This is a genomic window from Bacillus sp. GS3m_15504 (assembly GCF_055825275.1).
This window is the reverse complement of record NZ_JBVVNL010000001.1, coordinates 3,293,752-3,317,987: the sequence shown is the minus strand read 5'-3', so window position 1 is coordinate 3,317,987 and position 24,236 is coordinate 3,293,752. Positions and strand designations below refer to the sequence as shown.

At 36.3% G+C, this 24,236-nt stretch carries 28 protein-coding genes; 27 read left to right on the top strand and 1 reads right to left on the bottom strand.

Translation table 11 applies throughout. From position 1 onward, the window contains the following. Nucleotides 1-176: 176 nt before the first annotated feature. From AC0L0O_RS17420 to AC0L0O_RS17405, 4 genes are all read left to right on the top strand, one after another. Nucleotides 177-350, top strand: a complete 174-nt coding sequence (locus tag AC0L0O_RS17420; RefSeq protein ID WP_000738053.1) for a YpfB family protein — start codon at nucleotides 177-179, stop codon at nucleotides 348-350. Between the two features lie 128 nt (nucleotides 351-478). After that, nucleotides 479-1,156, top strand: a complete 678-nt coding sequence (gene cmk, locus AC0L0O_RS17415) for a (d)CMP kinase (protein ID WP_000361264.1) — start codon at nucleotides 479-481, stop codon at nucleotides 1,154-1,156. 333 nt (nucleotides 1,157-1,489) lie between these two features. Continuing rightward, complete coding sequence (gene rpsA / locus AC0L0O_RS17410; RefSeq protein ID WP_000229574.1) at nucleotides 1,490-2,638, top strand: 30S ribosomal protein S1; 1,149 nt, start codon at nucleotides 1,490-1,492, stop codon at nucleotides 2,636-2,638. 12 nt (nucleotides 2,639-2,650) lie between these two features. After that, nucleotides 2,651-3,700: a type 2 isopentenyl-diphosphate Delta-isomerase gene (locus AC0L0O_RS17405; protein ID WP_000251062.1), complete on the top strand. Its 1,050-nt coding sequence runs from the start codon at nucleotides 2,651-2,653 to the stop codon at nucleotides 3,698-3,700. A gap of 316 nt (nucleotides 3,701-4,016) precedes the next feature. Here AC0L0O_RS17405 and AC0L0O_RS17400 read toward each other — a convergent pair whose 3' ends face one another. Continuing rightward, nucleotides 4,017-4,151, bottom strand: a complete 135-nt coding sequence (locus AC0L0O_RS17400) for a YpzI family protein (protein WP_000513900.1) — start codon at nucleotides 4,149-4,151, stop codon at nucleotides 4,017-4,019. A 116-nt stretch (nucleotides 4,152-4,267) separates the two neighbouring features. Here AC0L0O_RS17400 and AC0L0O_RS17395 point away from each other — a divergent pair, with 116 nt between their 5' ends. From AC0L0O_RS17395 to qcrB, 23 genes are all read left to right on the top strand, one after another. Beyond that, nucleotides 4,268-4,879: a YphA family membrane protein gene (locus AC0L0O_RS17395; RefSeq protein ID WP_000399218.1), complete on the top strand. Its 612-nt coding sequence runs from the start codon at nucleotides 4,268-4,270 to the stop codon at nucleotides 4,877-4,879. After that, on the top strand, nucleotides 4,872-5,765 hold the full coding sequence (locus AC0L0O_RS17390; protein WP_000575278.1) for a YIEGIA family protein: 894 nt from the start codon (nucleotides 4,872-4,874) through the stop codon (nucleotides 5,763-5,765). The genes AC0L0O_RS17395 and AC0L0O_RS17390 overlap by 8 nt, the downstream gene beginning before the upstream one ends. Beyond that, on the top strand, nucleotides 5,762-5,947 hold the full coding sequence (locus AC0L0O_RS17385; RefSeq protein WP_000979054.1) for a capping complex subunit for YIEGIA: 186 nt from the start codon (nucleotides 5,762-5,764) through the stop codon (nucleotides 5,945-5,947). Before AC0L0O_RS17390 ends, AC0L0O_RS17385 begins: the two co-directional genes overlap by 4 nt. Nucleotides 5,948-6,071: 124 nt before the next feature. Next, nucleotides 6,072-7,382 (top strand): ribosome biogenesis GTPase Der, encoded by a 1,311-nt coding sequence (gene der, locus AC0L0O_RS17380; protein WP_001125893.1) that lies wholly within the window; start codon nucleotides 6,072-6,074, stop codon nucleotides 7,380-7,382. Between the two features lie 18 nt (nucleotides 7,383-7,400). Beyond that, complete coding sequence (locus tag AC0L0O_RS17375; protein ID WP_000161776.1) at nucleotides 7,401-8,423, top strand: NAD(P)H-dependent glycerol-3-phosphate dehydrogenase; 1,023 nt, start codon at nucleotides 7,401-7,403, stop codon at nucleotides 8,421-8,423. A 117-nt stretch (nucleotides 8,424-8,540) separates the two neighbouring features. After that, the gene (locus AC0L0O_RS17370) at nucleotides 8,541-8,792 is read left to right on the top strand and encodes a stage VI sporulation protein F (protein ID WP_000369753.1); all 252 of its coding nucleotides are present in this window, start codon (nucleotides 8,541-8,543) and stop codon (nucleotides 8,790-8,792) included. 266 nt (nucleotides 8,793-9,058) lie between these two features. Next, nucleotides 9,059-9,262 carry a DUF2768 domain-containing protein gene (locus AC0L0O_RS17365; RefSeq protein WP_001288995.1) on the top strand — a complete coding sequence of 68 codons (204 nt, stop codon included), beginning with the start codon at nucleotides 9,059-9,061 and terminating at the stop codon, nucleotides 9,260-9,262. A gap of 64 nt (nucleotides 9,263-9,326) precedes the next feature. Beyond that, entirely contained in the window at nucleotides 9,327-10,040 is a 714-nt protein-coding gene (locus AC0L0O_RS17360; protein ID WP_000755475.1) for a hypothetical protein, read from the top strand. Nucleotides 10,041-10,282: 242 nt separating this feature from the next. Beyond that, entirely contained in the window at nucleotides 10,283-11,761 is a 1,479-nt protein-coding gene (spoIVA, locus tag AC0L0O_RS17355) for a stage IV sporulation protein A (RefSeq protein ID WP_000416519.1), read from the top strand. 298 nt (nucleotides 11,762-12,059) lie between these two features. Further along, complete coding sequence (locus tag AC0L0O_RS17350) at nucleotides 12,060-12,332, top strand: HU family DNA-binding protein (RefSeq protein ID WP_001043860.1); 273 nt, start codon at nucleotides 12,060-12,062, stop codon at nucleotides 12,330-12,332. Nucleotides 12,333-12,452: 120 nt separating this feature from the next. Continuing rightward, a complete protein-coding gene (gene folE / locus AC0L0O_RS17345; protein ID WP_001151478.1) occupies nucleotides 12,453-13,022 on the top strand; it encodes a GTP cyclohydrolase I FolE in 570 nt (189 codons plus the stop codon). Between the two features lie 213 nt (nucleotides 13,023-13,235). Then, nucleotides 13,236-13,985: a heptaprenyl diphosphate synthase component 1 gene (locus AC0L0O_RS17340; RefSeq protein WP_038357133.1), complete on the top strand. Its 750-nt coding sequence runs from the start codon at nucleotides 13,236-13,238 to the stop codon at nucleotides 13,983-13,985. 29 nt (nucleotides 13,986-14,014) lie between these two features. Continuing rightward, on the top strand, nucleotides 14,015-14,728 hold the full coding sequence (gene menG, locus AC0L0O_RS17335; protein WP_001187667.1) for a 2-heptaprenyl-1,4-naphthoquinone methyltransferase: 714 nt from the start codon (nucleotides 14,015-14,017) through the stop codon (nucleotides 14,726-14,728). A gap of 31 nt (nucleotides 14,729-14,759) precedes the next feature. Further along, on the top strand, nucleotides 14,760-15,722 hold the full coding sequence (gene hepT, locus AC0L0O_RS17330) for a heptaprenyl diphosphate synthase component II (RefSeq protein WP_000776082.1): 963 nt from the start codon (nucleotides 14,760-14,762) through the stop codon (nucleotides 15,720-15,722). A 124-nt stretch (nucleotides 15,723-15,846) separates the two neighbouring features. Beyond that, the gene (gene ndk / locus AC0L0O_RS17325) at nucleotides 15,847-16,293 is read left to right on the top strand and encodes a nucleoside-diphosphate kinase (RefSeq protein WP_000415887.1); all 447 of its coding nucleotides are present in this window, start codon (nucleotides 15,847-15,849) and stop codon (nucleotides 16,291-16,293) included. A gap of 270 nt (nucleotides 16,294-16,563) precedes the next feature. Then, nucleotides 16,564-17,736, top strand: a complete 1,173-nt coding sequence (gene aroC, locus AC0L0O_RS17320) for a chorismate synthase (RefSeq protein WP_001269368.1) — start codon at nucleotides 16,564-16,566, stop codon at nucleotides 17,734-17,736. Further along, nucleotides 17,736-18,821 carry a 3-dehydroquinate synthase gene (gene aroB, locus AC0L0O_RS17315; protein ID WP_000526828.1) on the top strand — a complete coding sequence of 362 codons (1,086 nt, stop codon included), beginning with the start codon at nucleotides 17,736-17,738 and terminating at the stop codon, nucleotides 18,819-18,821. Before aroC ends, aroB begins: the two co-directional genes overlap by 1 nt. Nucleotides 18,822-18,958: 137 nt before the next feature. Continuing rightward, nucleotides 18,959-20,071 (top strand): histidinol-phosphate transaminase, encoded by a 1,113-nt coding sequence (gene hisC / locus AC0L0O_RS17310; protein WP_001264014.1) that lies wholly within the window; start codon nucleotides 18,959-18,961, stop codon nucleotides 20,069-20,071. A gap of 312 nt (nucleotides 20,072-20,383) precedes the next feature. Beyond that, complete coding sequence (locus tag AC0L0O_RS17305) at nucleotides 20,384-21,646, top strand: tetratricopeptide repeat protein (protein WP_001168686.1); 1,263 nt, start codon at nucleotides 20,384-20,386, stop codon at nucleotides 21,644-21,646. A 73-nt stretch (nucleotides 21,647-21,719) separates the two neighbouring features. Then, entirely contained in the window at nucleotides 21,720-22,256 is a 537-nt protein-coding gene (locus tag AC0L0O_RS17300; protein ID WP_001095923.1) for a ReoY family proteolytic degradation factor, read from the top strand. 153 nt (nucleotides 22,257-22,409) lie between these two features. After that, on the top strand, nucleotides 22,410-22,865 hold the full coding sequence (locus AC0L0O_RS17295; RefSeq protein ID WP_000871320.1) for a YpiF family protein: 456 nt from the start codon (nucleotides 22,410-22,412) through the stop codon (nucleotides 22,863-22,865). Nucleotides 22,866-23,008: 143 nt separating this feature from the next. After that, complete coding sequence (gene qcrA, locus AC0L0O_RS17290) at nucleotides 23,009-23,521, top strand: menaquinol-cytochrome c reductase iron-sulfur subunit (protein ID WP_001290423.1); 513 nt, start codon at nucleotides 23,009-23,011, stop codon at nucleotides 23,519-23,521. Next, on the top strand, nucleotides 23,522-24,196 hold the full coding sequence (gene qcrB / locus AC0L0O_RS17285; RefSeq protein ID WP_000932700.1) for a menaquinol-cytochrome c reductase cytochrome b subunit: 675 nt from the start codon (nucleotides 23,522-23,524) through the stop codon (nucleotides 24,194-24,196). Nucleotides 24,197-24,236: the final 40 nt, after the last annotated feature.

Genomic DNA, 24,236 nt, shown 5'->3' with positions numbered 1-24,236 from the left:
TTATACCCCTTTCAAGTAAAAAATACATTTAGAACATAACATGTTTTGAGTAAATTCGACAATGGAAATGTATAAAAGTATGCCTCGGAAATGACAATAAAATGAACTGCTATATGTACGATGTATAAAATAATAAAATGAAATGTAAAAATATAGTATAAGAGGGAGCAATTACGGTGAAAAAGATGGAGAGAATTTTTATTCGTATATTAATAATACAATTTATTTGTCTTTGTGTTGTACAATTATTATTTATACATAAATCATCGGTGAAATACTTATCTAAAATTGTTTATTATGAAGGTGTTATGGTAAAAAACAAAACGAAAATCTTACAGGTGAATAGGTAGTTTTCATTTTCTTCTATGAAGGATTATGCTACAATAATTGAGGATTTAATGACGTGAAGCAAATGAGAAGAAGCAGGAGAATACCTGCTTTTCGTTTTGTTTTATAAGTGAAAAAATGAGGTGTTACGATGGATAAAAGAATTTCAATTGCTATAGATGGTCCAGCAGCTGCTGGAAAAAGTACAGTTGCGAAAGTTGTAGCGAAGAAGCTTTCTTACGTTTATATTGATACAGGCGCAATGTATCGTACGATTACATACGCAGCCCTTGAGCAAAAAGTGGATATTGAAAATGAAGAGCAGCTAATGGAAGTTGTAAAGAATGTGAAAATCGAGTTTCAGCAAGGAGAAAATACACAACTTGTATTTTTAAATGGACAAGATGTTTCTGAAGTAATTCGTACACCTGAGGTAACGAATCGAGTATCTATTGTGGCGAAACATCGCCTTGTTCGTGAAGAAATGGTACGCCGTCAACAAGAGTTAGCGGAAAAAGGCGGCGTTGTAATGGATGGTCGTGATATTGGTACACATGTGTTACCGGATGCTGAAGTGAAGATCTTTATGCTTGCTTCTGTTGAAGAAAGAGCAGAAAGAAGACATTTAGAAAATATGAATAAAGGTTTCGATTCTAATTTAGAGCAGTTAAAAGAAGAAATTGCTCAGCGTGATAAATTAGATTCAGAACGCGAAGTTTCTCCTCTAAAAAAAGCTGATGATGCATTGGAATTAGATACAACTTCTTTATCAATTGAAGAAGTTGTCCAAAAAATTATGGGTATTGTTTCGGGAGTGTTTGCGAAATAAAGAAAGGGGGTAGCCTCTTTCTTTTTTGTTTATATAAAAATGTAAAGGATACGTGAATTGTGAGTCTCTTTCCTTGACAAATGACCGGATTTATAAGAAGTTAGTTAAAGAGGAATAAAACTGTCAGAATATATTCGCTATTATATTTCAAAACATACTTTCTTCAACATGATTTTGCTGTATACTATTTATATAGGTTTAATATATTTTCTAGTGAAATGTATGAAGCTTAAGTATGTGATGATAAATTCTTAAACATGCAAATGAAAACAATTGTTTTCATTTCGTATATACATAAAAAATGCTTTGTCAATTCTGTAGGGAGGTATTTCCATGGTAGAGAAAATGAATGAAGAAGTTATGGATTCAAAAGAATTACAAGTTGGTGACGTTGTTACAGGTTCTGTAACGAAAGTTGAAGAGAAACAAGTGCTTGTAAACGTTGGATACAAAACAGATGGCGTAATTCCAATTAGTGAGTTAGCTAACGTTCATATTGAAAAAGCAAGCGATGTTGTAGAATTAGATCAAACACTAGAATTAAAGGTTATTAAATTAGAAGAGAATGATCTTGTATTATCTAAACGTGCTGTTGATGCAGAAAAAGCATGGGTAGAATTACAAGAGAAATTTAATTCTGGTCATGTATTTGATGTTACTGTAAAAGATATCGTGAATGGTGGATTAGTTGTGGACCTTGGTGTTCGTGGTTTTATCCCGGCTTCACTTGTAGAAGTACATTATGTAGAAGATTTTACTGACTATAAAGGCAAAACGTTAGCCGTGAAAATTGTTGAATTAGACCGCGAAAAAAATCGTGTAATCCTTTCACATAAAGCGGTAGTAGAATTAGAACTAGATTCTAAGAAGAAAGAAGCGATTTCTTCATTAAAAGAAGGAGACGTTGTTGAAGGAACAGTGCAACGACTAACTGACTTCGGCGCTTTCGTTAACGTTGGGGGTGTGGACGGTTTAGTTCATATTTCACAAATTTCGCACGAACGTGTAGAGCAACCTTCTGAAGTATTAGAGCAAGGTCAAAAGGTAAAAGTAAAGGTATTATCTGTTGATGCTGACACACAACGTATTTCTTTATCAATTAAAGCAGCTCAGCCGGGACCTTGGGAAAATGTTGGTGGCGAAGTAAAAGCTGGAGATATTCGTGAAGGAGTAGTAAAGCGTCTTGTTACATTCGGTGCATTCGTTGAAATTTTACCGGGCGTTGAAGGTCTTGTGCATGTATCTCAAATTGCAAATCGTCATGTGAAGAATCCAAATGAAGTATTGGAAATGGGACAAGAAGTAAAAGTGAAAGTGCTTGAAGTGCATGTAGCAGAAAAACGTATTTCTTTAAGTATAAAAGAAGCGCTTGAGGAAAATAATGTAACTGAAGATTACAGTCAGTATGAACCAAATGCTGATTCTGCTACTTTCCAATTAAGTGATATTATTGGTGAACAACTGAAAAAATTAAAGAAATAAAGAGGGGTACAAGTGGTAAGGGCAAAACGTAAATTAGATCATATTGAATACGCTCTTTCTACTGGTCAGTCTCGTACGCATGGCTTTCATGATATTGAATTTGTGCATCAAAGCTTGCCAAATTCAAGTTATGAAACAATAACATGTGAAACAAAAATCGGCGAACTTTCACTAAGTTCGCCGATTTTTATCAATGCGATGACTGGTGGTGGAGGAGAGAAAACGTTACATATTAATGAGCAATTAGCATATGTAGCGAAACATCATAACCTTGCTATGGCTGTAGGTTCGCAAATGGCGGCGTTAAAAGATGAAAGTGAAGCTGCTTCTTATAAGATTATTAGAAAGGTAAATCCAAATGGTATTTTCTTTGCTAATTTAGGTAGTGAGGCAACTGTTGAACAGGCAGAGCGTGCTGTTGATATGGTTGGAGCGAATGCGCTACAAATTCATTTAAATGTCATACAGGAGTTAACGATGCCAGAAGGAGACCGTGACTTTACTGGTGTACTTCAGCGTATTGAGAAAATTGTTTTAAATAGTAAAGTTCCTGTCATTGTAAAAGAAGTTGGATTTGGGATGAGTAAGGAAACAATGCAACAGTTAGCGAGCGTAGGTGTAACGGCAATTGATATTGGCGGACAAGGTGGTACGAATTTTGCTGCTGTTGAAAATGAAAGAAGACAGCGAATGCTTTCTTATTTTAATAACTGGGGCATACAAACAGCTACCTCGATTATTGAAGCAACCTCTACAAATAATAACCTCTCTTTTATTGCATCTGGGGGTATACAAACAGCGCTTGACGTAGCGAAAGCAATCGCATTAGGGGCGAATACAACTGCGTTTGCTGGATACTTTTTACGCATTTTAATGGAAGATGGTATCGAGAAGTTGGTGGACGAAATTGACCTTTTACATACAGATTTGAAATTTATTATGACAGCTCTCGGTGCAAAGACGATAGAAGAGTTACAGTCCGTACCTCTTGTTATAAAGGGTGAAACGTATCATTGGTTAACGCAGCGTGGAATTGATACGACGCATTATAGTAGAAGATAAAAAATCAACCGATTGGTTGGTTTTTTTGTATTCTATTCGTTTTAGTAATATAAGGTTAGGGATGGAGTTGATAGTCTATAAATATTTTATAATATGTATATAAAAACATTATATTGTAAAAGTTGCGACTGAGAATGTGGATAGTTTACTACTGAGTTATTGAAGAAAGTTTAATTTTGCCAAAGGAAAAGGGAGAGGAACAAAAATAATTTGTAGAAAGATTCTTATGTGAAATATTATTTTGATATAAGTAAAAATTATGAGGAATATGTAAAAGACGGTTTCGTACAATATCGAAACCGTCTTTTTGTATTCATTAGTGCTGATTCTGCTTACGAGCTTGCTCTGGTGTATCCAGTCCAGTTGCACCCGGATATTGTAGTGATTGGTCGCGGTCAGATTCAACGCGGCGTGATTCTCTTAGTTTTCTTTCTTGACGATCTTTACCCATAATGAATAGCACCTCCTTATTAAAAGTGTTGCTGTTATCGGAAAAAACTATGCGTGAAGAAAGTGGATTAACTTTCATAAAAAGTTCCCATAATGGAAAACATAGGAGGTGAAATGATGGAAGGGAGTACTTTTTATTTTGTAGCTTGGATAGGGTGGATTGTCGTAACTTTTTTTATGAAAAAGGACTCTATTCGGTGGAAGATAAGCGCTTGTATATTGATTTTTATTATTTGCTCTCCGTTACATGTAACGATTGCTTCATTCACGGTATCAATAAATGCACTGTTACTTTCTGTTGTTGCTTTTATAGGAATCGCACTATATTCTATTTGGAAAAAATTATATAGCTTACTTTCGGCACTTATTATCGCAATGTTATATACAAGTTTTCATTTGTTAGAAGTATATGATCCAATTTGGATTGTGGTGGACAGGTTGTTTTTGTTAAGTAGTGCTCTTGTGTATGCCGCCGTTTTATTACATGAGGATCGCATACTACGATTATGTTCTCTTTATATAGGAATGTTACAGGGAGAATTGTTTGTGACAATTATTTTTCGGAAACTGCATTTTCCTTATGATTACGGAAGTTTAGCATTTTTTGATAGCGTCGCCGTTTCTACATTTTTTATGGCAATTTTGTTTTGGATTGCGAAAGCATCAGTATATATGGAACAGTTCAAGAGAAAAACACGTAAAAGAAAGGCGAGGGTAATACATGATTGAATATACACCGGCCATTTTATGTGGCGTAATAGCGGGGACAGTAACGAGAGTGTTAATGCTCCGGACAGATACGCGGCAATATCCGACGAGGCTCCACGGGAAAATTATTCACATTGCGATGGGATTAATTGCAGCGGCTTTAGGAGCAATCGCGATTCCATCCATTTTGAAAAAAGATTTTTCTGCCATTACGTTTCTTACGTTAGCAGCGACACAGTTTCGTGATGTGCGTAACATGGAAAGGAATACACTTCAACAATTAGATGGATATGAGCTTGTACCGCGTGGGAATACATATATTGAAGGAATTGCATTAGTTTTTGAAAGTCGCAACTATTTGGCGATGTTAACGTCGTTTGCAACGACATTTGCGTATATAGGATTTCGTTCATGGATTGCCGGAGTAATTATGGCCATAATCGCATTTTTTATCGCGAAAACATTAATGTCTGGTAAGAGGTTACATGATCTTGTTGATATCGAGCATGTTCCACTTCGTTTTGAAGGAGCGGGGCTATATATTGATAATATTTACATTATGAATATTGGATTGCCAGCGAGACAAGAGGAAATTATGAAGTATGGAATGGGTTTTATTTTAAGGCCAAAATCAATTGATGCGATGGTGACAATCTCCAACTTAGGACAACGACAGGCTATTTTACATGATGTTTCTGTTGCTTTAGGGATTTATAGAGATTCTGGTACGCCGGCACTTGTACCATTAGCAAAGCGTGATTTAGAGGATGGTAGGGTTGGAATCTTTGTCTTGCCACAAGATCAAGATGCGGAGAAAGCGATAGGTGTCATAGGGAACGTGCCGACGTTAGAAAGTGCTGTTCATATGTCATCAGAAGCCCCGAAAGGAAGGGGAGATAAGAGATGATGTTAGAAAGTGTAATTCTTGCAGTTATTACAACGACCCCGGAGAAGTTTGCTGGTGGTGCCCCTCTATTTACTTGTGAATCGACAGAGGAATTAGAATTTGTTGCAAATAATTTAGAGGCAATTCTAGACGGCATTGCGCATCGCTTACAAGAGAATGTATATATTATTGTGAAACATTAGCAACGTGTGTTATAATGTGAGGTGTTTTGATACGCTGAGAAATATTCTGGAATGCAAATCCCTTCTTGCACAAAGAAGGGTTTTTTACATAATAAACAGAAGCAAGTTGAAAGGATGAAAGTATATGCCGAAACCAGTAATAGCAATAGTAGGCCGCCCGAACGTAGGGAAATCTACTATTTTCAATAGAATTGTTGGAGAGAGAGTTTCAATCGTAGAAGATATTCCAGGTGTAACGCGCGATCGTATTTATAGCGCTGGAGAATGGTTAAATCATGAATTTAACATTATTGATACAGGTGGAATTGATATTGGAGACGAGCCATTTTTGACACAAATTCGTCAACAAGCTGAAGTAGCAATTGATGAAGCAGATGTTATCATTTTTATGACAAATGGTCGTGACGGTGTAACAGCAGCGGATGAAGAAGTTGCAAAAATATTATATCGTTCAAATAAACCAGTTGTACTTGCAGTAAATAAAGTGGACAATCCGGAAATGCGCAGTGACATTTATGATTTCTATGCATTAGGATTTGGCGAGCCATTCCCAATCTCAGGTACACACGGATTAGGATTAGGTGACTTATTAGACGAAGCTGCACAGCATTTTCCAAAGATTGAAGAAGACGGATATGATGAAGATACAATTCGTTTCTCTTTAATTGGCCGTCCAAATGTAGGGAAATCATCACTTGTAAATGCTCTTCTTGGTCAAGAGCGTGTAATTGTTAGTAATGTAGCAGGAACAACTCGTGATGCTGTCGATACACCATATAGTAAAGATGGAAAAGATTATGTAATTATCGATACAGCTGGTATGCGTAAAAAAGGGAAAGTGTATGAAAGTACAGAAAAGTATAGTGTACTTCGTGCACTAAGAGCGATTGAACGTTCTGACGTTGTTTTAGTCGTTTTAGACGGTGAAGAAGGAATTATTGAACAAGATAAAAAAATCGCTGGATACGCTCATGATTCAGGACGAGCTGTCGTGATCGTTGTAAACAAATGGGACGCAGTGAAAAAAGATGAGAAAACAATGAAAGCATTTGAAGAAAACATTCGTGCTCATTTCCAATTTTTAGAGTACGCACCGATTGTATTCTTATCTGCAAAAACGAGAAAACGTACACAAACGTTAATACCGGTTATCGATGAGGTAAATGAAAGCCATAGTATCCGTATTCAAACGAATGTATTAAATGATGTAATTATGGATGCGGTAGCGATGAATCCAACGCCAACGCATAACGGTAGTCGTCTGAAGATTTTCTATGCAACACAAGTTGCGGTAAAACCACCAACATTTGTTGTGTTTGTAAACGATCCAGAACTATTGCACTTCTCATATGAGCGCTTCTTAAAAAATCGTTTACGTGAATCATTCGGCTTTGTAGGAACGCCGATTCACATTATCGCTAGAGCAAGAGACTAATGGAGAGGATGTGATTTTATGACAAAAATCACAGTAGTTGGAGCAGGTAGCTGGGGAACAGCGTTAGCGATGGTATTAGCTGACAATGGGCATGATGTACGTATTTGGGGAAATCGTTCTGAACTTATGGATGAGATTAATACAAAACATGAGAATAGTCGATATCTCCCAGGAATTACATTGCCAAGCACAATCGTAGCCTACTCTTCTTTAGAAGAAGCATTAGTAGATGTAAATGTAGTACTTCTTGTAGTACCAACGAAAGCGTATAGAGAAGTACTGCAAGATATGAAGAAATATGTAGCAGGCCCGACTACTTGGATTCATGCAAGTAAAGGAATTGAACCTGGTACGTCAAAACGTATTTCGGAAGTGATTGAGGAAGAAATTCCAGAGGACTTGATTAAAGATGTTGTTGTACTGTCTGGACCGAGTCATGCTGAAGAAGTAGGGTTGCGTCAAGCGACAACTGTTACGTCTGCAGCAAAGCGTATGGAAGCGGCTGAGGAAGTACAAGATTTGTTTATGAATAGTTACTTCCGTGTATACACAAATCCAGATATCGTTGGAGTTGAACTTGGTGGTGCGTTAAAAAATATTATCGCATTAGCTGCTGGGATAACTGATGGTCTTGGATTAGGTGATAATGCAAAAGCGGCATTGATGACACGTGGTTTAACGGAGATTGCTCGTTTAGGAAGAAAAATGGGCGGAAATCCGTTAACGTTTGCTGGACTAACTGGTATGGGTGACTTAATTGTAACTTGTACAAGTGTTCATAGCCGAAATTGGCGCGCTGGAAATATGCTTGGAAAAGGACACTCTTTAGAAGAAGTGTTAGAAAGCATGGGTATGGTTGTCGAAGGTGTAAGAACAACGAAAGCTGCTCATGAATTGGCAGAAAAAATGGAAGTAGAAATGCCGATTACAGCTGCTTTATATGATGTGCTATTCAATGGGAATAATGTAAAAGATGCAGTAGGCTCATTAATGGGGCGTGTTCGAAAACACGAAGTGGAAGCTATACCTGACTTACTTTAAAGAAAAGCGACAGAAGTGCATTTGTACTTCTGTCGTTTTTTATTTTTTTTTGGGTCTTTTCACCATTTTTTTATTTTTGCATAGGATAAAGAGTAACTTGAGGAGAGGGTGAAAAGAATGGATAATAACATTTTTAATAACATTGAAAAAGAAGCGAAAGTGAATAAAGAAGATATTTTTAAATTAGCATCATCTGTACAAAATGCGAATTTACGTGATGAGACTGTGCTTCGTCAATTGATTCATCAAGTGGCTCTTATGGCAGGACGTGAAGTGCCGAAAGAACAAGAGGATCAAATTGTTAAAGCGATTATCAACAATAATATGCCAGCAGATTTTGGCTCGTTAAGCAAAATGTTTAAAAAATAAAATATGAGAAACAAAGAGTTTGTAGAGTGCATATGATAGCCATGAAAGTATGGGAATAGAGCTGTTTTGGGCATATTTGGTCAACCGAAGCGAGAGATACACTCGCTTCGGTTTTATTTGTATCTAGATAGGTGGAAAATGCTGAAAAACCTATTAATTAAAGTTACATATTCGCAATTTGGAGTAAAATGTTCTTTTTGTATTTGTTTAAAGATTTTAATTTGTTAAAATAGTATAAAAATAGATTGATAAAAAGGGGTGTGTATATGTCGGAAGGGCTTATAAAAATGTGGTTTGCTTTAGGGGCGATTGGATTTATGTTTTTTGCAGTAAGTTTTATTTTGCTAAGCAGGTATAAAATAAAGAATAAATTTTTGAAAGGGATTACAGCATTGGTAGCGTACACCCTTATGATTGTGTCAGGAATTGTTATTTTTCTTGTTGTATTTAGTGGACCTGTACAGCAGTAAAGAGAATGGTCTCGGAAATGTTACATACGGAGTAAGTTATATTAGTATGAAAAGGTGATTACTAGTGAAAAAAGTCCATATTATTTTAATATTTTGTTGTATGAGCATTTTAACAGGGTGTCTGTATCCGAAAGAAAATATGAAACAAAATGCTGTTCCTTATGAAGATCAGCTACAGGTCGTTCAAAAAGCTGTTGTGACATTTAAGGAGCAAAATGATGGAATATTGCCAATTAAGACGCGGGATATGAATACGCCTATTTATCAAAAATATCCAATCGATTTTCAAAAGGTTTCTCCGCGTTACATACAAGAAGCACCAGGGAATGCCTATGAAAGCGGGGGAGTATATCAATACGTATTAATAGACGTTGAAACAAACCCGACAGTAAAGCTAATTGATGTTAGGATGGCTGAACAAATTCAGGAATTATCATTAAAGCTTAGGATGTATCGAGATGAACATCAATATCCACCTTTTAAAAAGGTAATTTCAGATGGTGTATATGAATTAGATTTCAAAAAACTTGGATATAAAGATGTACCGCAAGTGACAAGTCCGTATTCTGGTAAAGGCCTTCCTTTTGTAATTAATGAGAAGGGAGAAATTTATGTTGATTATAGAATCGACTTATATGAAGCGTTGAAAAAAAATGAAGGGCAATTAAAGGAGGGGGAAGATATTCGAAATATACTTTCGAAAGATTCTCCGTTTGTACCTGCGTATTCTTTACCATATACAGTAAAGAATGGAGAACCAATTTTTTTAAAATCATAAGTCATGAACCTTTCTTTTAGTGAATAAGTTCTAGAAGAAAGGTTTTTTATGTTACACAACTTGCGATGCAAACAAAAGGTATTTTTTAATAGTCATATGAAATTGGACAAAATTATATGATATATTGTCCGAACTTCTAGAATACCATTATATTATATCAGATATTATAGGCAACGTTAGAGAAGGTATTAGTTGACTATAAACGTGGAATTATTCCCAAAAATATTGAGGGAGGGAATCACTTGGAAAAGGTAGATATTTTTAAAGATATTGCGGAACGCACAGGCGGTGATATTTATTTTGGAGTTGTAGGAGCTGTTCGAACAGGGAAATCAACATTCATTAAAAAATTTATGGAACTTGTAGTTATTCCTAATATTGAAAATGAGTCTGACCGTCAAAGGGCGCAGGATGAACTACCTCAAAGTGCTGCTGGCCGTACAATTATGACGACGGAACCGAAATTTGTTCCAAACCAAGCGGTTTCTATCGAAGTAGATGAAGGTCTTGAAGTGAATATTCGATTAGTAGATTGTGTCGGATACACAGTTCCAGGAGCAAAAGGCTATGAAGATGAGAATGGCCCGCGCATGATTAATACTCCTTGGTATGAAGAGCCTATTCCATTCCATGAAGCTGCAGAAATCGGAACACGTAAAGTAATTCAAGAACATTCAACAATTGGTGTTGTAATTACAACAGATGGAACGATTGGTGAAATCCCAAGAAGAGATTATATAGAGGCAGAAGAACGCGTAGTAAATGAGTTAAAAGAAGTCGGAAAACCTTTCATTATGATCATCAACACTGTACAGCCGTATCATCCAGATACAGAGCAATTGCGCCAAAGTTTATCTGAAGAATATGATATCCCAGTCATTGCGATGAGTGTTGAAAGTTTAAGAGAGACAGATGTGTACAATGTGCTTCGAGAGGCGTTATTTGAGTTCCCTGTTTTAGAAGTAAATGTGAACCTTCCGAGTTGGGTAATGGTGCTAAATGAAGGACATTGGTTACGTCAAAGTTATCAAGAAGCCGTTCAAGAGACTGTCAAGGATATAAAACGTCTTCGTGATGTAGACCGTGTCGTATGGCAGTTTAGTCAGTATGAATTTATTGATCGAGCGAGCTTAGCTGGCATTGATATGGGGCAAGGTGTAGCAGAGATTGATTTATATGCACCAGATGAATTGTATGATCAAATTTTAAAAGAAGTAGTAGGGGTAGAAATTCGAGGGAAAGATCATTTATTGAAGCTTATGCTCGATTTATCTCATGCGAAAATAGAATATGATCAAGTGGCGGATGCTCTGCGTATGGTAAAACAAACAGGATATGGTGTAGCGGCGCCTGCGTTAGCTGACATGAGCCTAGATGAGCCAGAAATTATTCGTCACGGTTCAAGGTTTGGTGTGAAATTAAAAGCTGTAGCCCCATCTATTCATATGATTAAAGTTGATGTGGAGTCCACGTTTGAGCCAATCATTGGTACGGAAAAACAAAGTGAAGAACTAGTTCGTTACTTAATGCAAGATTTTGAAGATGACCCATTATCAATTTGGAATTCAGATATATTTGGACGTTCGCTGAGCTCTATTGTTCGGGAAGGCATTCAAGCGAAACTATCTTTAATGCCAGAAAATGCGAGATATAAATTAAAAGAAACGCTAGAAAGAATTATTAATGAAGGATCTGGCGGATTAATTGCGATTATATTATAAGAAAAAATCCCTCTCATCGTAGAGGGATTTTTTTAATTTTCACATATAGAATAGGAAAATAAACAGTCATTATCTAATATATTGTTGTAAATTGTCAAGTTTCATCAGATTTTCACATTTTAAGAGTAACAATTTCCTTAAAAATATTGAATTATAAAGGAGAATCGTATAATATAGGCGTTGATAATGATTTATCTACATCTTTGTAGTATAGAATTTGCAAAAATTGCCTACAAATGAAAGTAAGACTCATTTTATGATCATTATACAGTCTTATCTTTGGGAGGAGGTGAATGGCATGAACAAGACAGATTTAATCAATGCTGTTGCAGAAGCAAGTTCCCTTTCTAAAAAGGACGCAACAAAAGCAGTAGACGCTGTTTTTGATTCTATCTTAGAAGCTTTAAAACAAGGTGATAAAGTACAACTGATCGGATTCGGTAACTTCGAAGTTCGTGAGCGTGCGGCTCGTAAAGGTCGTAACCCACAAACAGGTGAGGAGATTGAAATCGCTGCAAGTAAAGTACCTGCATTCAAACCTGGTAAAGCGTTAAAAGATGCGGTTAAATAATCCTTACATATTAACAGGGAAGAAGAGTTTCCTTTTTGGAAACTCTTCTTTTTGCTTTTAAAAACATAAATATGCTAGAATGTGTTCGTATCACTTTTAGGTTTTCGGGAGGGCTAGCGGATGGCAAAAGTTAATTTAGAACAAATTGAACATGCAGTACGCCTTATTTTAGAGGCAATTGGAGATGACCCTAATCGAGAGGGAGTACTTGATACACCAAAGCGTGTTGCAAAAATGTACGCAGAAGTGTTCGCAGGTATGCATGAAGATCCGAAAGAACATTTACACAAAGTGTTCGGAGAAGATCATGAGGAGCTTGTACTAGTAAAAGATATACCGTTTTATTCGATGTGTGAGCATCATTTAGTTCCATTCTATGGAGTTGCTCACGTTGCATATATTCCGCAAGGCGGAAAAGTGACAGGGTTAAGTAAATTAGCTCGTACTGTAGATACAATTGCACGTCGTCCACAACTGCAAGAACGTATTACATCAACAGTAGCGAACTCTATTATGGAAGTACTAGAGCCGCATGGTGTAATGGTAGTAGTAGAAGCAGAACATATGTGTATGACGATGCGCGGTGTGAAAAAGCCAGGTGCAAAAACAGTAACAACAGCAGTACGTGGTGTGCTAGAAAATGATGCTGCAGCACGTAGTGAAATTTTATCTTTTATTAAAACGAAGTAAAGAAAAGTGGGAAACTGCTTTTCTTTTTTTTTTTTTGTAAATAAATGATATAGTTTTAGCGAGGCACAGTGAGAATAGAAAGATTACTTAAAAGAATAGAAGAGGTTATGTAGTTCGGTAGAAGTTTGGAAAGAGTAGCCAAGTTTTGGTTATAGAAAATAGAGTGTATGTGTTATAATAAGTTTTATGAATTAGAAAACAAGGGTGATTTTTGTGTGTGACATCTACGGAGGGTATGCGGGTATAAGAGAGAAATTGATGGTGAAATTACGCCATCCTTATTTTATAAACTATATTGAAGAACCATTTATTGATGAAGAGAAAATCGCATTGTTATATGGTGCTTTAAAAGGTGCAAATTTACATATAGAACAAATTGAGCATTATGTAGTGACGATTATGCTTGTGCAAATTGCGCTTGATACACATGAAAGAGTATCAAATAAAGCAGGGGAAGAAGCAAACGAATCGCATAAGCGTCGCCAGTTAACAGTGCTTGCTGGTGATTACTATAGCGGGTTATATTATTACTTATTGTCTATGAATCGTGATATTGTTTTAATTCGTGCGCTTGCTGAAGGAATTAAAGAAATTAATGAACACAAAATAATGTTATATCAAAAAGCGCATAAAACGGTGGATGACATAATGGAAAGTGTAGTAATAATTGAGTCTGCACTGTTGCAAAAAACATGTGATCATTTTCAGTTAGCGCATTGGAAGCCGTTTATAACGTATGTACTAGGAAAAAATTGTCTCCAAAAAGAATGTGAACTACATGTTAATAAACAACATTCACCTGTTTTTCAAGCTGTTCAAGGGATTGTGAACGATAAAGCAGATGCAGAAACAGTTATGAATGGATGGATGATGAAACTTGGAAAGAAAGAAAATCAATTTTTAGAAAATCACACAGATATAAGCGAAATAAACTCTGTGTTAAGAGATACATCGAAGACATAAGCAATTTTACATTGGAAGAAGGTACGAGCATGCAACAATCAAAAGAAGAAAGAGTACATGATGTATTTGAGAAAATCTCTGATAAATACGATGTGATGAATTCTGTAATTAGTTTTCAAAGACATAAAGCGTGGCGCAAAGAGACGATGCGCATTATGGATGTAAAACCAGGTAGTAAAGCGCTTGATGTATGTTGCGGGACAGCGGACTGGACAATTGCGCTAGCTGGAGCGGTGGGTGAACAGGGCAAGGTTGTTGGTTTAGACTTCAGTGAAAATATGTTATCTGTTGGTAAGCAAAAGGTAGAGGCGTTACAATTAAAACAAGTAGAACTTCTACACGGGAATGCAATGGAACTTCCATTTGAAGATAACACGTTTGATTATGTAACGATTGGATTTGGTTTACGTAATGTACCGGATTATATGCACGTATTAAAAGAAATGACGCGTGTAGTAAAACCAGGTGGAAAAGTAATTTGTTTAGAAACATCTCAACCAACAATGATTGGTTTTCGACAAGGTTATATTTTATACTTTAAATATATCATGCCGTTATTTGGAAAGTTATTTGCGAAAAGTTATAAAGAATATTCATGGCTACAAGAATCTGCTAGTACATTCCCAGGTATGAAAGAATTGGCTAATATGTTCGAAAAAGCTGGACTTGAACGTGTGCAAGTGAAGCCATTTACTTTTGGGGTAGCAGCGATGCATTTAGGCATGAAACCAGAATCAAAATAGAAAAAAGAAGTTTTAGGTTAAGGTGAACAATATGAAGTTACAACTTATGTACTCTTTTTTACGATCGGATATTAATGTGATAGAAAAAGAATTAAAAAAGACAGTTGCTTCTGAACAGCCATTAGTAGAAGAGGCGGCATTACAACTTATTGAAGCTGGTGGGAAGCGAATTCGTCCTGTATTTGTGTTGCTTGCGGGGAAATTTGGAGATTATAAGTTAGATGCAATTAAGCATGTAGCTGTTGCGTTAGAACTTATTCATATGGCTTCTCTTGTTCACGATGATGTTATTGATGCTGCGTTTTTACGACGTGGTAGTGCAACTGTGAATGCGAAATGGGGAGATCGTATTGCAATGTATACAGGGGACTATTTATTCGCTAAGTCTCTTGAATGTATAACGAATATTGAAATTCCAGAGGCGCATCAGGCGCTATCGCATACCATTTTAGAAGTTTGTAAAGGTGAAATCGAACAAATAAAAGATAAGTATAACTATGACCAAAATTTAAGAACATATTTAAGAAGAATAAAGCGAAAAACCGCTTTATTAATTGCTGCAAGTTGCCAACTAGGAGCGATTGCTGCTGGCGCTAATCGTGATACGGTAAGTCGTCTGTTTTGGTATGGCTATTTCGTAGGGATGTCGTATCAAATTATTGATGACATTTTAGACTTTGTTTCTACAGAAGAGAAACTTGGAAAACCTGCTGGTGGTGATTTATTGCAAGGAAACATTACGCTTCCTGCCCTATATGCTATGGAAGATCCAATCCTTTGTAAGAAAATCAGATCTGTACATGAAAATACAACAGCGGACGAAATGAAAGAAATTATTGAAGCTGTAAAGAATAGTGCTGCTATTGATAAAGCATTTGCGTTTAGTGAACGTTATTTACATAAAGCATTAGAAATGATAAAACCACTCCCACGTGGACAAGCGAAGTATGCATTACAAAATGTAGCAAAGTATATTGGAAAACGAAAATTTTAGTGTTTTTTCTAAAAAATAAAATAATCTCTCTATTTCAAAACTATTGCACAATTGTGATAAGGGTGTTAATATGTGTGTGGGGATATACAATTACATACATAATTCAGAAGTGGAGAGATTTTTTATGGAAAAAACATTTCTAATGGTTAAACCAGACGGTGTACAACGTGCCTTCATTGGGGAAATTGTAGCTCGTTTTGAGAAGAAGGGCTTTCAATTAGTTGGTGCAAAATTAATGCAAGTCACTCCAGAAATCGCTGGACAACACTATGCTGAGCACACAGAAAAACCTTTCTTTGGTGAATTAGTAGACTTTATTACATCTGGTCCTGTATTCGCAATGGTATGGCAAGGTGAAGGTGTAGTAGATACAGCTCGTAACATGATGGGTAAAACAAGACCACATGAAGCAGCTCCTGGAACAATTCGTGGAGATTTCGGTGTAACTGTTGCGAAAAACATTATCCATGGTTCTGATTCGTTAGAAAGTGCAGAGCGCGAGATTGGTATTTTCTTTAAGGAAGAAGAATTAGTTGACTACTCAAAATTAATGAATGAATGGATTTACTAATTATTTTGAAATAATTTGTAAACGCTTTAATCACTGTGATAATAGTAGAAAGTGCAAGGAGAATAGGGGTATTCTTCTTGCACTTTTTTTATTTCTATTAGTTACGAAGTTAGAGCTGTTATGATATATTGATATGTAAAGTAAAGGCCTATCGGAGAATAAGCGAATGGCTGATGTATGAATAACTCTTTTATATTTTTAGAGTAATGAAAGATAAAATTATTGCTTAATATAGCGAGATAAATACATATACGAAAAGAGGAATAACGTATGCGATATATTACAGCTGGTGAATCTCATGGTCCACAACTTACAACGATTATAGAAGGTGTTCCAGCCGGACTACCATTAGTGGCGGATGATATAAATGAAGAGTTAGCTAGAAGGCAAAAGGGATATGGGCGTGGTAGACGCATGCAAATTGAAACAGATCAAGTACAAATTGTGAGTGGTGTTAGACATGGAGAAACATTAGGTTCTCCAATTGCACTTGTTGTTGAAAACCGTGATTTTGCACATTGGACAAAAATTATGGGTGCGGAGCCGTTAACGGAACAAGAAGAAAAAGAAATGAAAAGGAAAGTAACAAAACCAAGACCTGGACATGCTGATTTAAATGGTGCGATTAAATATGGTCATAGAGATATGAGAAATGTACTGGAACGTTCTTCAGCTCGCGAAACGACAGTGCGTGTTGCTGCTGGTGCGGTTGCTAAAAAAGTGTTAGCGGAACTTGGTATTACAGTAGCGGGCCATGTAATTGAAATTGGTGGTGTTGAGGCTAAAGAGACTACGTATCGTTCAATTGAAGAATTAAAAAGTATTACAGAAGCATCACCTGTACGCTGTTTAGATGAAGAAGCTGGTAATCAAATGATAAAAGCAATTGATGATGCGAAATCAAATGGTGATTCAATCGGTGGCATCGTAGAAGTAATTGTGGAAGGAATGCCAATTGGAGTAGGCAGCTATGTGCATTATGATCGAAAACTAGATGCAAAATTAGCAGCCGCAATAATGAGCATTAATGCCTTTAAAGGGGTCGAGATTGGAATTGGTTTTGAAGCAGCGCATAGACCAGGAAGTGAAGTTCATGATGAAATTCTTTGGAACGAAGAGCATGGATATACACGAAGAACAAATAACGCGGGTGGTTTAGAAGGCGGTATGACGACTGGAATGCCAATTGTTGTGCGCGGAGTGATGAAACCGATACCTACACTATATAAACCTCTTCAAAGTGTCGATATTGATACGAAAGAGCCTTTTACAGCAAGTATTGAGCGTTCAGATAGTTGTGCTGTTCCAGCAGCTAGTGTCGTTGCAGAAGCGGTTGTAGCTTGGGAATTAGCGACAGCTTTAATAGAACAATTCGGATTAGATCGTATGGACCTTATTCGTGAAAATATTGAGAAACATAATGAATATGCGAGGGGATTTTAATGGGAAACATACATATTCAAACGAAATCAAAAGAATATGATGTATATGTAGGAAAAGAATCGTTGTCACATTTGACAACAATCGTTCAAAACATGCAGCCAGCTGTATCAAATATTATGATCATTTCAGATGAAGCTGTTGCATCTTTACATTTACAGACAGTTGTAGACGCGTTGCAAATAGATCAAAAAGTATTTTCATTCGTTGTACCGAGCGGTGAAAAAGAGAAGTCCTTTGAAAATTTCTATGCGGCTCATACGTCAGCTCTTGAAAATAAATTAGATAGAAACTCTTTAATTGTTGCACTTGGAGGTGGGATGATTGGAGATTTAGCTGGTTTTGTTGCTGCGTCGTTTATGCGTGGAATTCGCTTTGTTCAAGTTCCGACGACTTTATTAGCTCACGATAGCGCGGTAGGTGGGAAAGTAGCAATCAATCATCCGTTAGGTAAAAATATGATAGGTGCATTCCATCAACCGGAAGCAGTTGTATATCATACGCCATTTTTACAGTCTCTTCCTGAAAAAGAGTGGCGCTCAGGTTATGCAGAAGTGATAAAACATGCTCTAATTGGTGATGTAAAGCTATATCATTGGCTAAAAGAAGAAGTGCAAACATTAGCAGATCTTCGTGATGAGAAATTAATCCATATATTAACGAAGGCAATTCCTGTAAAGGCAAACATTGTAGCACAAGATGAAACAGAAAAAGGTGTACGTGCTCATTTGAACTTTGGACATACGTTAGGCCATGCTCTTGAAAAAGAACTAGGATATGGAAATATTACTCACGGTGACGGAGTAGCGGTTGGAATGTTATTTGCTATATTCTTAAGTGAACAAGTGTATAAGGTGAATCTTGCTTATGAAGAGATGAAGCAGTGGTTCTTGAAGTACGGCTATCCAAAAATGCCAAGTGATTTAAGTGTAGAACGCCTCGTCGGGTTGATGAAACAAGATAAGAAAGCGAATGCAGGGACAATTCATATGGTACTTATGCAGGAATATGGGGTAGTGAATGTCGTATCTATTTCTGATGAGACTGTTCATATTGCGTTAGAGGCATTTCAAAAGGATATGGTTTAAAAACAAATGATAGAGAGTAGCCATGAAGTGCTTATTTTGAGGTGTTTTCGTAATAGTGATGGTTAGGATAAAAGATTGCAATAAAGGACTAAAATTGTATTGTAATCGAATTCAATAAAATGACTGGGGGAAGAAAAATGAGAGTGAAAGAGCAATTGTTAACTTTGAGAGCATATGTACCTGGGAAAAATATTGAAGAAGTCAAAAGGGAATATGGGTTATCGAAAATTGTGAAATTGGCATCGAACGAAAATCCGTTCGGTTGCTCAGCACGCGTAACAGAAGCATTAACTTCTTTAGCGAGTCAATACGCTCTTTATCCAGATGGACATGCCTTTGAACTTCGAACACAAGTAGCAAAACATTTAGGTGTTAAAGCGGAACAACTGTTATTTGGTAGTGGATTAGATGAAGTTATTCAAATGATTAGTCGTGCGTTACTACACGAAGGAACAAATGTTGTAATGGCGAATCCAACATTCTCGCAATACCATCACCATGCTGTTATTGAAGGAGCAGAAGTTCGTGAAGTATCACTTAAAGATGGCATTCACGATTTAGATGCGATGTTACAGCAAGTAGATGATCAAACGAAGATTGTATGGATTTGTAACCCGAATAATCCGACAGGTACATATGTAGAAAAACAAAAATTACTTTCATTTTTAGAATCAGTTCCTAAGTCAGCGCTTGTTATTATGGACGAAGCATATTATGAATACGCGGGAGCAGAAGACTATCCGCGAACATTACCACTTCTTGAAAAGTATGAAAATCTTATGGTATTACGTACGTTTTCAAAAGCATATGGTCTAGCTGCTTTCCGTATCGGATACGCAGTTGGTAATACGGAGTTAATCGGGCAGCTAGAAGTAGCGAGGTTACCATTTAATACATCGACTGTAGCGCAATCTGTAGCACTAGCTGCATTAGAAGATCAAGCATTTTTACAAGAATGTGTGAAAAAGAATGAAGAAGGATTACATCAATATTACGCATTTTGTAAGGAATATAACGTATTCTATTATCCATCTCAAACAAATTTCATTTTCTTAAAACTCGGTATTCCTGGTAATGAAGCTTTCGAACGATTAATGAAAAAAGGATATATTGTTCGTTCTGGTGCTGCATTTGGTATCGATGATGGCATTCGTATTACTGTCGGTTTGAAAGAAGAAAATGATGAAATTATAGAGTTACTGAAAGAACTTGTAAATGAGCAAGTACAGAAAGAGGAAACATATTCTTAAGAGATTGTGAAGGCTCCTATTAGAGGAGTCTTTTTTATCGCATTAAAAAAGTTGAAGTTTGGTAATTAAGTTGTTCTGTAAATTACGATTTGTATGGCTCGATAATTAGTGGGAGAAGTTATTTGCACGGTCATAAAAGAAAGCGGTACAATAGAAGAAGATAAGAAGGTATCGGTATCATATCCGAACCTTTTGAACAATTAACTACTCTGTAAGAAGAAGCATGCACATTCTAAAGGTTGCGTTCTAACAATGAGTTGCTTATGATAAATGAACAGAAAAGAATATTTTTTAGAATTAAAGGAGACGTTTATGCAAAAGTTTGAACAAGCTGTTTCATATATTGAAAATGGTGAAGCGGAAAAAGGATTACAATTGTTAAAAGAACAATTAAAAATTGCGAATGATGAAGAGAGATATGATATCGCTCGTTACTATCATACACTGGGATTTACGGATGAAGCGTTATCTATTACAGAAGACTTACGTTTATTGTATCCAGAAGAAAGTGAATTCACTGTATTTTTAGCAGAATTATATATTGATCTAGACAAAGAAGATGAAGCGATTGAAGTGCTTCATGATATTCCAGAAAATGATGATTTATATGTTCAATCGTTATTACTAGTTGCGGATTTATTCCAAATGCAAGGTTTTGATGATGTAGCAGAACAAAAACTATTAAAGGCGAAAGAAATGATGCCTGACGAACCTGTCATTACGTTTGGATTAGCAGAGTTATATAGTAGTAAAGGTGAAGAACAAAAGGCAATCACTTATTATGAGTCACTATTAGCGGAACATAAAGTAATGGGTGGTGTTGTCATTGCACTACGCCTTGGAGAAACGTTAAGTGCGATTGGAAATTGGGAAGAGGCGATTTCTTACTACGAAGCAGGTTTAGAAGAACAAAAAGATATCCACTCATTGTTTGGATATGCCTTCACATTATATCAAGGTGAAGAATACCAAAGAGCAATTGGTGCTTGGCAAGAACTAAAAGAATTAGATCCTGAGTATGCATCTCTTTACATGTATTTAGCGAAAAGCTATGAAAAAGAAGGAATGCTTCAAGAAAGCTATGAAACACTTCATGAAGGAATTAAAGTAGATGAACTTTCTGTACCATTTTATGTAGAATTAGCGAACATTGCAGCGAAATTAGGGAAAATAGCGGAAGCAGAGGAAGTGCTTCAAAAAGCGCTTGAGTTAGATCCAGGACATTTAGGTGCAACATTAAAATATGCATATATCTTAAAGGAACAAGAAAAGTATGAAGAGCTAATTGCCGTTGTAGAGCGTGCTATCGATAGTGGAGAACCAGATACACAACTACTTTGGGATCTTGCGTTTGCAAAAAAACAATTAGAAATGTATTCTGATGCATTAAAACACTATGAAAGTGCATATACTTCTTTTAAGAATCATCCAGACTTCTTGGAAGAGTACGGTTATTTCTTATTGGAAGAAGGTATGCGAAAAGAGGCGAAAGAAGTATTTACTCAGTTAATACAACTAGACCCGACACAAATTCATATTGAAGAATTGTTATATAATTTAGAGGATTTTTCATAAGTTGGAAGGAAACTGAATACTGCTTCTTGAATCTAAAAAGAAAAGAGAAAGACAGAGGAGGGACTTAATTGCTATGAATACCCCTGTTTCTGTAAACGAGAAGAAGGATTTTGTAAAATGGTTTTTGAATAATTACCAACTGAAACAGCGTGAATGTGTATGGATTTTGAATTACTTAATGAGTCACGACCAATTGATGCATAAAGTCCACTTCGTAGAGCATGCAAAATATTGTCCGCGTGGCTTAGTAATGTCCGCGAATTGTGTAAAAGACACACCGTTTCACTTTTTTAAACAAAATGTTATGACAACAGATGCTGAAAAATCGTTTCATGATATTCGCTTAAATCGAGATGAGGATATTTATATTCAACTCAATTTTAAATCATCGTTTCAAAATGCCAATTACGTAGCTGTATTAGAAGAAAACCCGTATTTACCAAAGCACATTGAAGTAAATGAAAAAGATCGTTTACTTGCAGAAAGATTTTTAGAAGAAAGTGTATTTTCTTTTAGAAGAGAACGTCTTTTGAAACAAATTGATGAAGCGCTGGATAAGCAAGATAAGGAAGCGTTTCATAGGTTAACAGCGGAGTTAAAGATGTTATAGAGTTCATTTGGATTCATAAAATTTTACAAATTTCAGACTTTTTCAAGAAAAACTACCTTAATATAGGTAGTTTTTCTTTTTTTACCTCTTTTAGTATGGTTTAATATATATAAAGTGAAAGTTCTGTCATTTATAGGTGGGGAGGGAAGACATTTGAAATGGATTGTAAAAGATGTGGAACAGTTTGAGCAAGCAAGAGAATATGTAGATACAGGTGTTATACCACTTTTATCAATTTCGGCAGCGAAAGAAATGAAAACGGTAGTGGAACAAGGTGAATTTATTGAATTGTTGAGTATGGAGTTGGAAAGAGAATATAAAGGAAGAGTCCTTTTACTACCTGCATTTACGTATTTAGTAGAAAGTCAAAAAAATGAAAAAGGTCGTTTGCAAGAATGGACAAATCATTTACAAAAGCAAGGTTTTAAGCATATTGCTTATGTTACAAGTGATTTTTCATGGAAAGAAGATATGCAAGAATTACAGGGGGATTTATTTTGGTTTCCTTCGTTAGCGTTAGAACAATTTAGTGATCAAGCGAAAAGAGAAGTGATTCATGCACATATAAAAAATGTAATGGTGATGCTAGAAGAAAAATGGGGAAGGTAATAATAAACAGAAAGTTCTTATTATTATGAGTAGTATGATATTGACCTGTGCATGAGCGTATTATATCATGATAGTGTCCTAGTTTTTATTTTTTATATAATTTATCACGAGGGGACAATTTCTGATAGAGGGGGGAAATTTTCGTGAGCGAGAAAGAACATCGTGTGTCAAGAAGACAGTTTTTAAATTATACCCTTACAGGGGTAGGAGGCTTTATGGCGGCGGGTATTTTAATGCCGATGACGCGATTTGCGCTTGATCCGGTGTTAAGAAAAGAAGCGGGAACGGATATGGTTGCTGTTGCACAAGTAAAGGATATTACAACAGAGCCGAAACGTTTCGACTTTAAGGTGAAACAGGTTGATGGTTGGTACAAGTCCGAAGAGCCAAAATCAGCTTGGGTTCATAAAGATGAAAGCGGAGACATTGTTGCGTTCTCTCCAGTATGTAAACATTTAGGATGTACAGTGAACTGGAATTCGGACAAATCACATCCGAATCAATTCTTTTGTCCATGTCACGGGGGTCGTTATACAAAAGATGGGATGAACATTAAAGGCACGCCGCCCCTTGCACCACTTGATGTATACGAATCTAAAGTGAAAGACGGGACGCTGTATTTAGGTAAAGCGAAGCCAAGAGGGGGTGCAAAGTAGATGCTAAATAAAATTTATGATTGGGTAGATGAAAGGTTAGATATTACACCAATATGGCGTGATATCGCTGATCATGAAGTACCTGAGCATGTAAACCCGGCACATCACTTCTCTGCATTCGTTTATTGTTTTGGAGGACTTACCTTTTTCGTTACTGTAATTCAAATTTTATCTGGAATGTTTTTGACGATGTATTATGTGCCTGATATTAAAAATGCTTGGGAATCAGTTTATTATTTACAAAATGAGGTTGCGTACGGACAAATTGTTCGTGGTATGCATCACTGGGGTGCTAGTCTCGTCATTGTAATGATGTTTTTACATACACTTAGGGTTTTCTTCCAGGGTGCGTATAAAAAGCCTCGTGAGTTAAACTGGATTGTTGGTGTTCTTATTTTCTTTGTTATGTTAGGTCTTGGCTTTACCGGATATTTATTACCGTGGGATATGAAAGCGTTATTTGCAACAAAAGTAGGGATTCAAATTGCAGAGCAAACGCCGCTCATTGGTCCTTATATTAAAACATTACTCGCTGGTCATTCCGAAATTGTTGGCGCTCAAACATTAACTCGCTTCTTTGCTATTCACGTCTTCTTCTTACCAGCAGCACTTCTAGGTTTAATGGCCTTCCACTTCATCATGATTCGCAAACAAGGTATTTCCGGTCCACTATAAGAGATTGCTAAATTAAAGGGGAAAGAACTAAAGGAGGGAG

Bases quoted from the DNA above. Each gene is read 5' to 3' on its own strand.
- cmk (WP_000361264.1), top strand. From the start codon at position 479: ATGGATAAAAGAATTTCAATTGCTATAGATGGTCCAGCAGCTGCTGGA.
- rpsA (WP_000229574.1), top strand. From the start codon at position 1,490: ATGGTAGAGAAAATGAATGAAGAAGTTATGGATTCAAAAGAATTACAA.
- AC0L0O_RS17400 (WP_000513900.1), bottom strand. From the start codon at position 4,151: ATGGGTAAAGATCGTCAAGAAAGAAAACTAAGAGAATCACGCCGCGTT.
- AC0L0O_RS17395 (WP_000399218.1), top strand. From the start codon at position 4,268: ATGGAAGGGAGTACTTTTTATTTTGTAGCTTGGATAGGGTGGATTGTC.
- AC0L0O_RS17390 (WP_000575278.1), top strand. From the start codon at position 4,872: ATGATTGAATATACACCGGCCATTTTATGTGGCGTAATAGCGGGGACA.
- AC0L0O_RS17385 (WP_000979054.1), top strand. From the start codon at position 5,762: ATGATGTTAGAAAGTGTAATTCTTGCAGTTATTACAACGACCCCGGAG.
- der (WP_001125893.1), top strand. From the start codon at position 6,072: ATGCCGAAACCAGTAATAGCAATAGTAGGCCGCCCGAACGTAGGGAAA.
- AC0L0O_RS17375 (WP_000161776.1), top strand. From the start codon at position 7,401: ATGACAAAAATCACAGTAGTTGGAGCAGGTAGCTGGGGAACAGCGTTA.
- AC0L0O_RS17370 (WP_000369753.1), top strand. From the start codon at position 8,541: ATGGATAATAACATTTTTAATAACATTGAAAAAGAAGCGAAAGTGAAT.
- AC0L0O_RS17365 (WP_001288995.1), top strand. From the start codon at position 9,059: ATGTCGGAAGGGCTTATAAAAATGTGGTTTGCTTTAGGGGCGATTGGA.
- AC0L0O_RS17350 (WP_001043860.1), top strand. From the start codon at position 12,060: ATGAACAAGACAGATTTAATCAATGCTGTTGCAGAAGCAAGTTCCCTT.
- folE (WP_001151478.1), top strand. From the start codon at position 12,453: ATGGCAAAAGTTAATTTAGAACAAATTGAACATGCAGTACGCCTTATT.
- menG (WP_001187667.1), top strand. From the start codon at position 14,015: ATGCAACAATCAAAAGAAGAAAGAGTACATGATGTATTTGAGAAAATC.
- hepT (WP_000776082.1), top strand. From the start codon at position 14,760: ATGAAGTTACAACTTATGTACTCTTTTTTACGATCGGATATTAATGTG.
- ndk (WP_000415887.1), top strand. From the start codon at position 15,847: ATGGAAAAAACATTTCTAATGGTTAAACCAGACGGTGTACAACGTGCC.
- aroC (WP_001269368.1), top strand. From the start codon at position 16,564: ATGCGATATATTACAGCTGGTGAATCTCATGGTCCACAACTTACAACG.
- aroB (WP_000526828.1), top strand. From the start codon at position 17,736: ATGGGAAACATACATATTCAAACGAAATCAAAAGAATATGATGTATAT.
- hisC (WP_001264014.1), top strand. From the start codon at position 18,959: ATGAGAGTGAAAGAGCAATTGTTAACTTTGAGAGCATATGTACCTGGG.
- AC0L0O_RS17305 (WP_001168686.1), top strand. From the start codon at position 20,384: ATGCAAAAGTTTGAACAAGCTGTTTCATATATTGAAAATGGTGAAGCG.
- AC0L0O_RS17300 (WP_001095923.1), top strand. From the start codon at position 21,720: ATGAATACCCCTGTTTCTGTAAACGAGAAGAAGGATTTTGTAAAATGG.
- qcrB (WP_000932700.1), top strand. From the start codon at position 23,522: ATGCTAAATAAAATTTATGATTGGGTAGATGAAAGGTTAGATATTACA.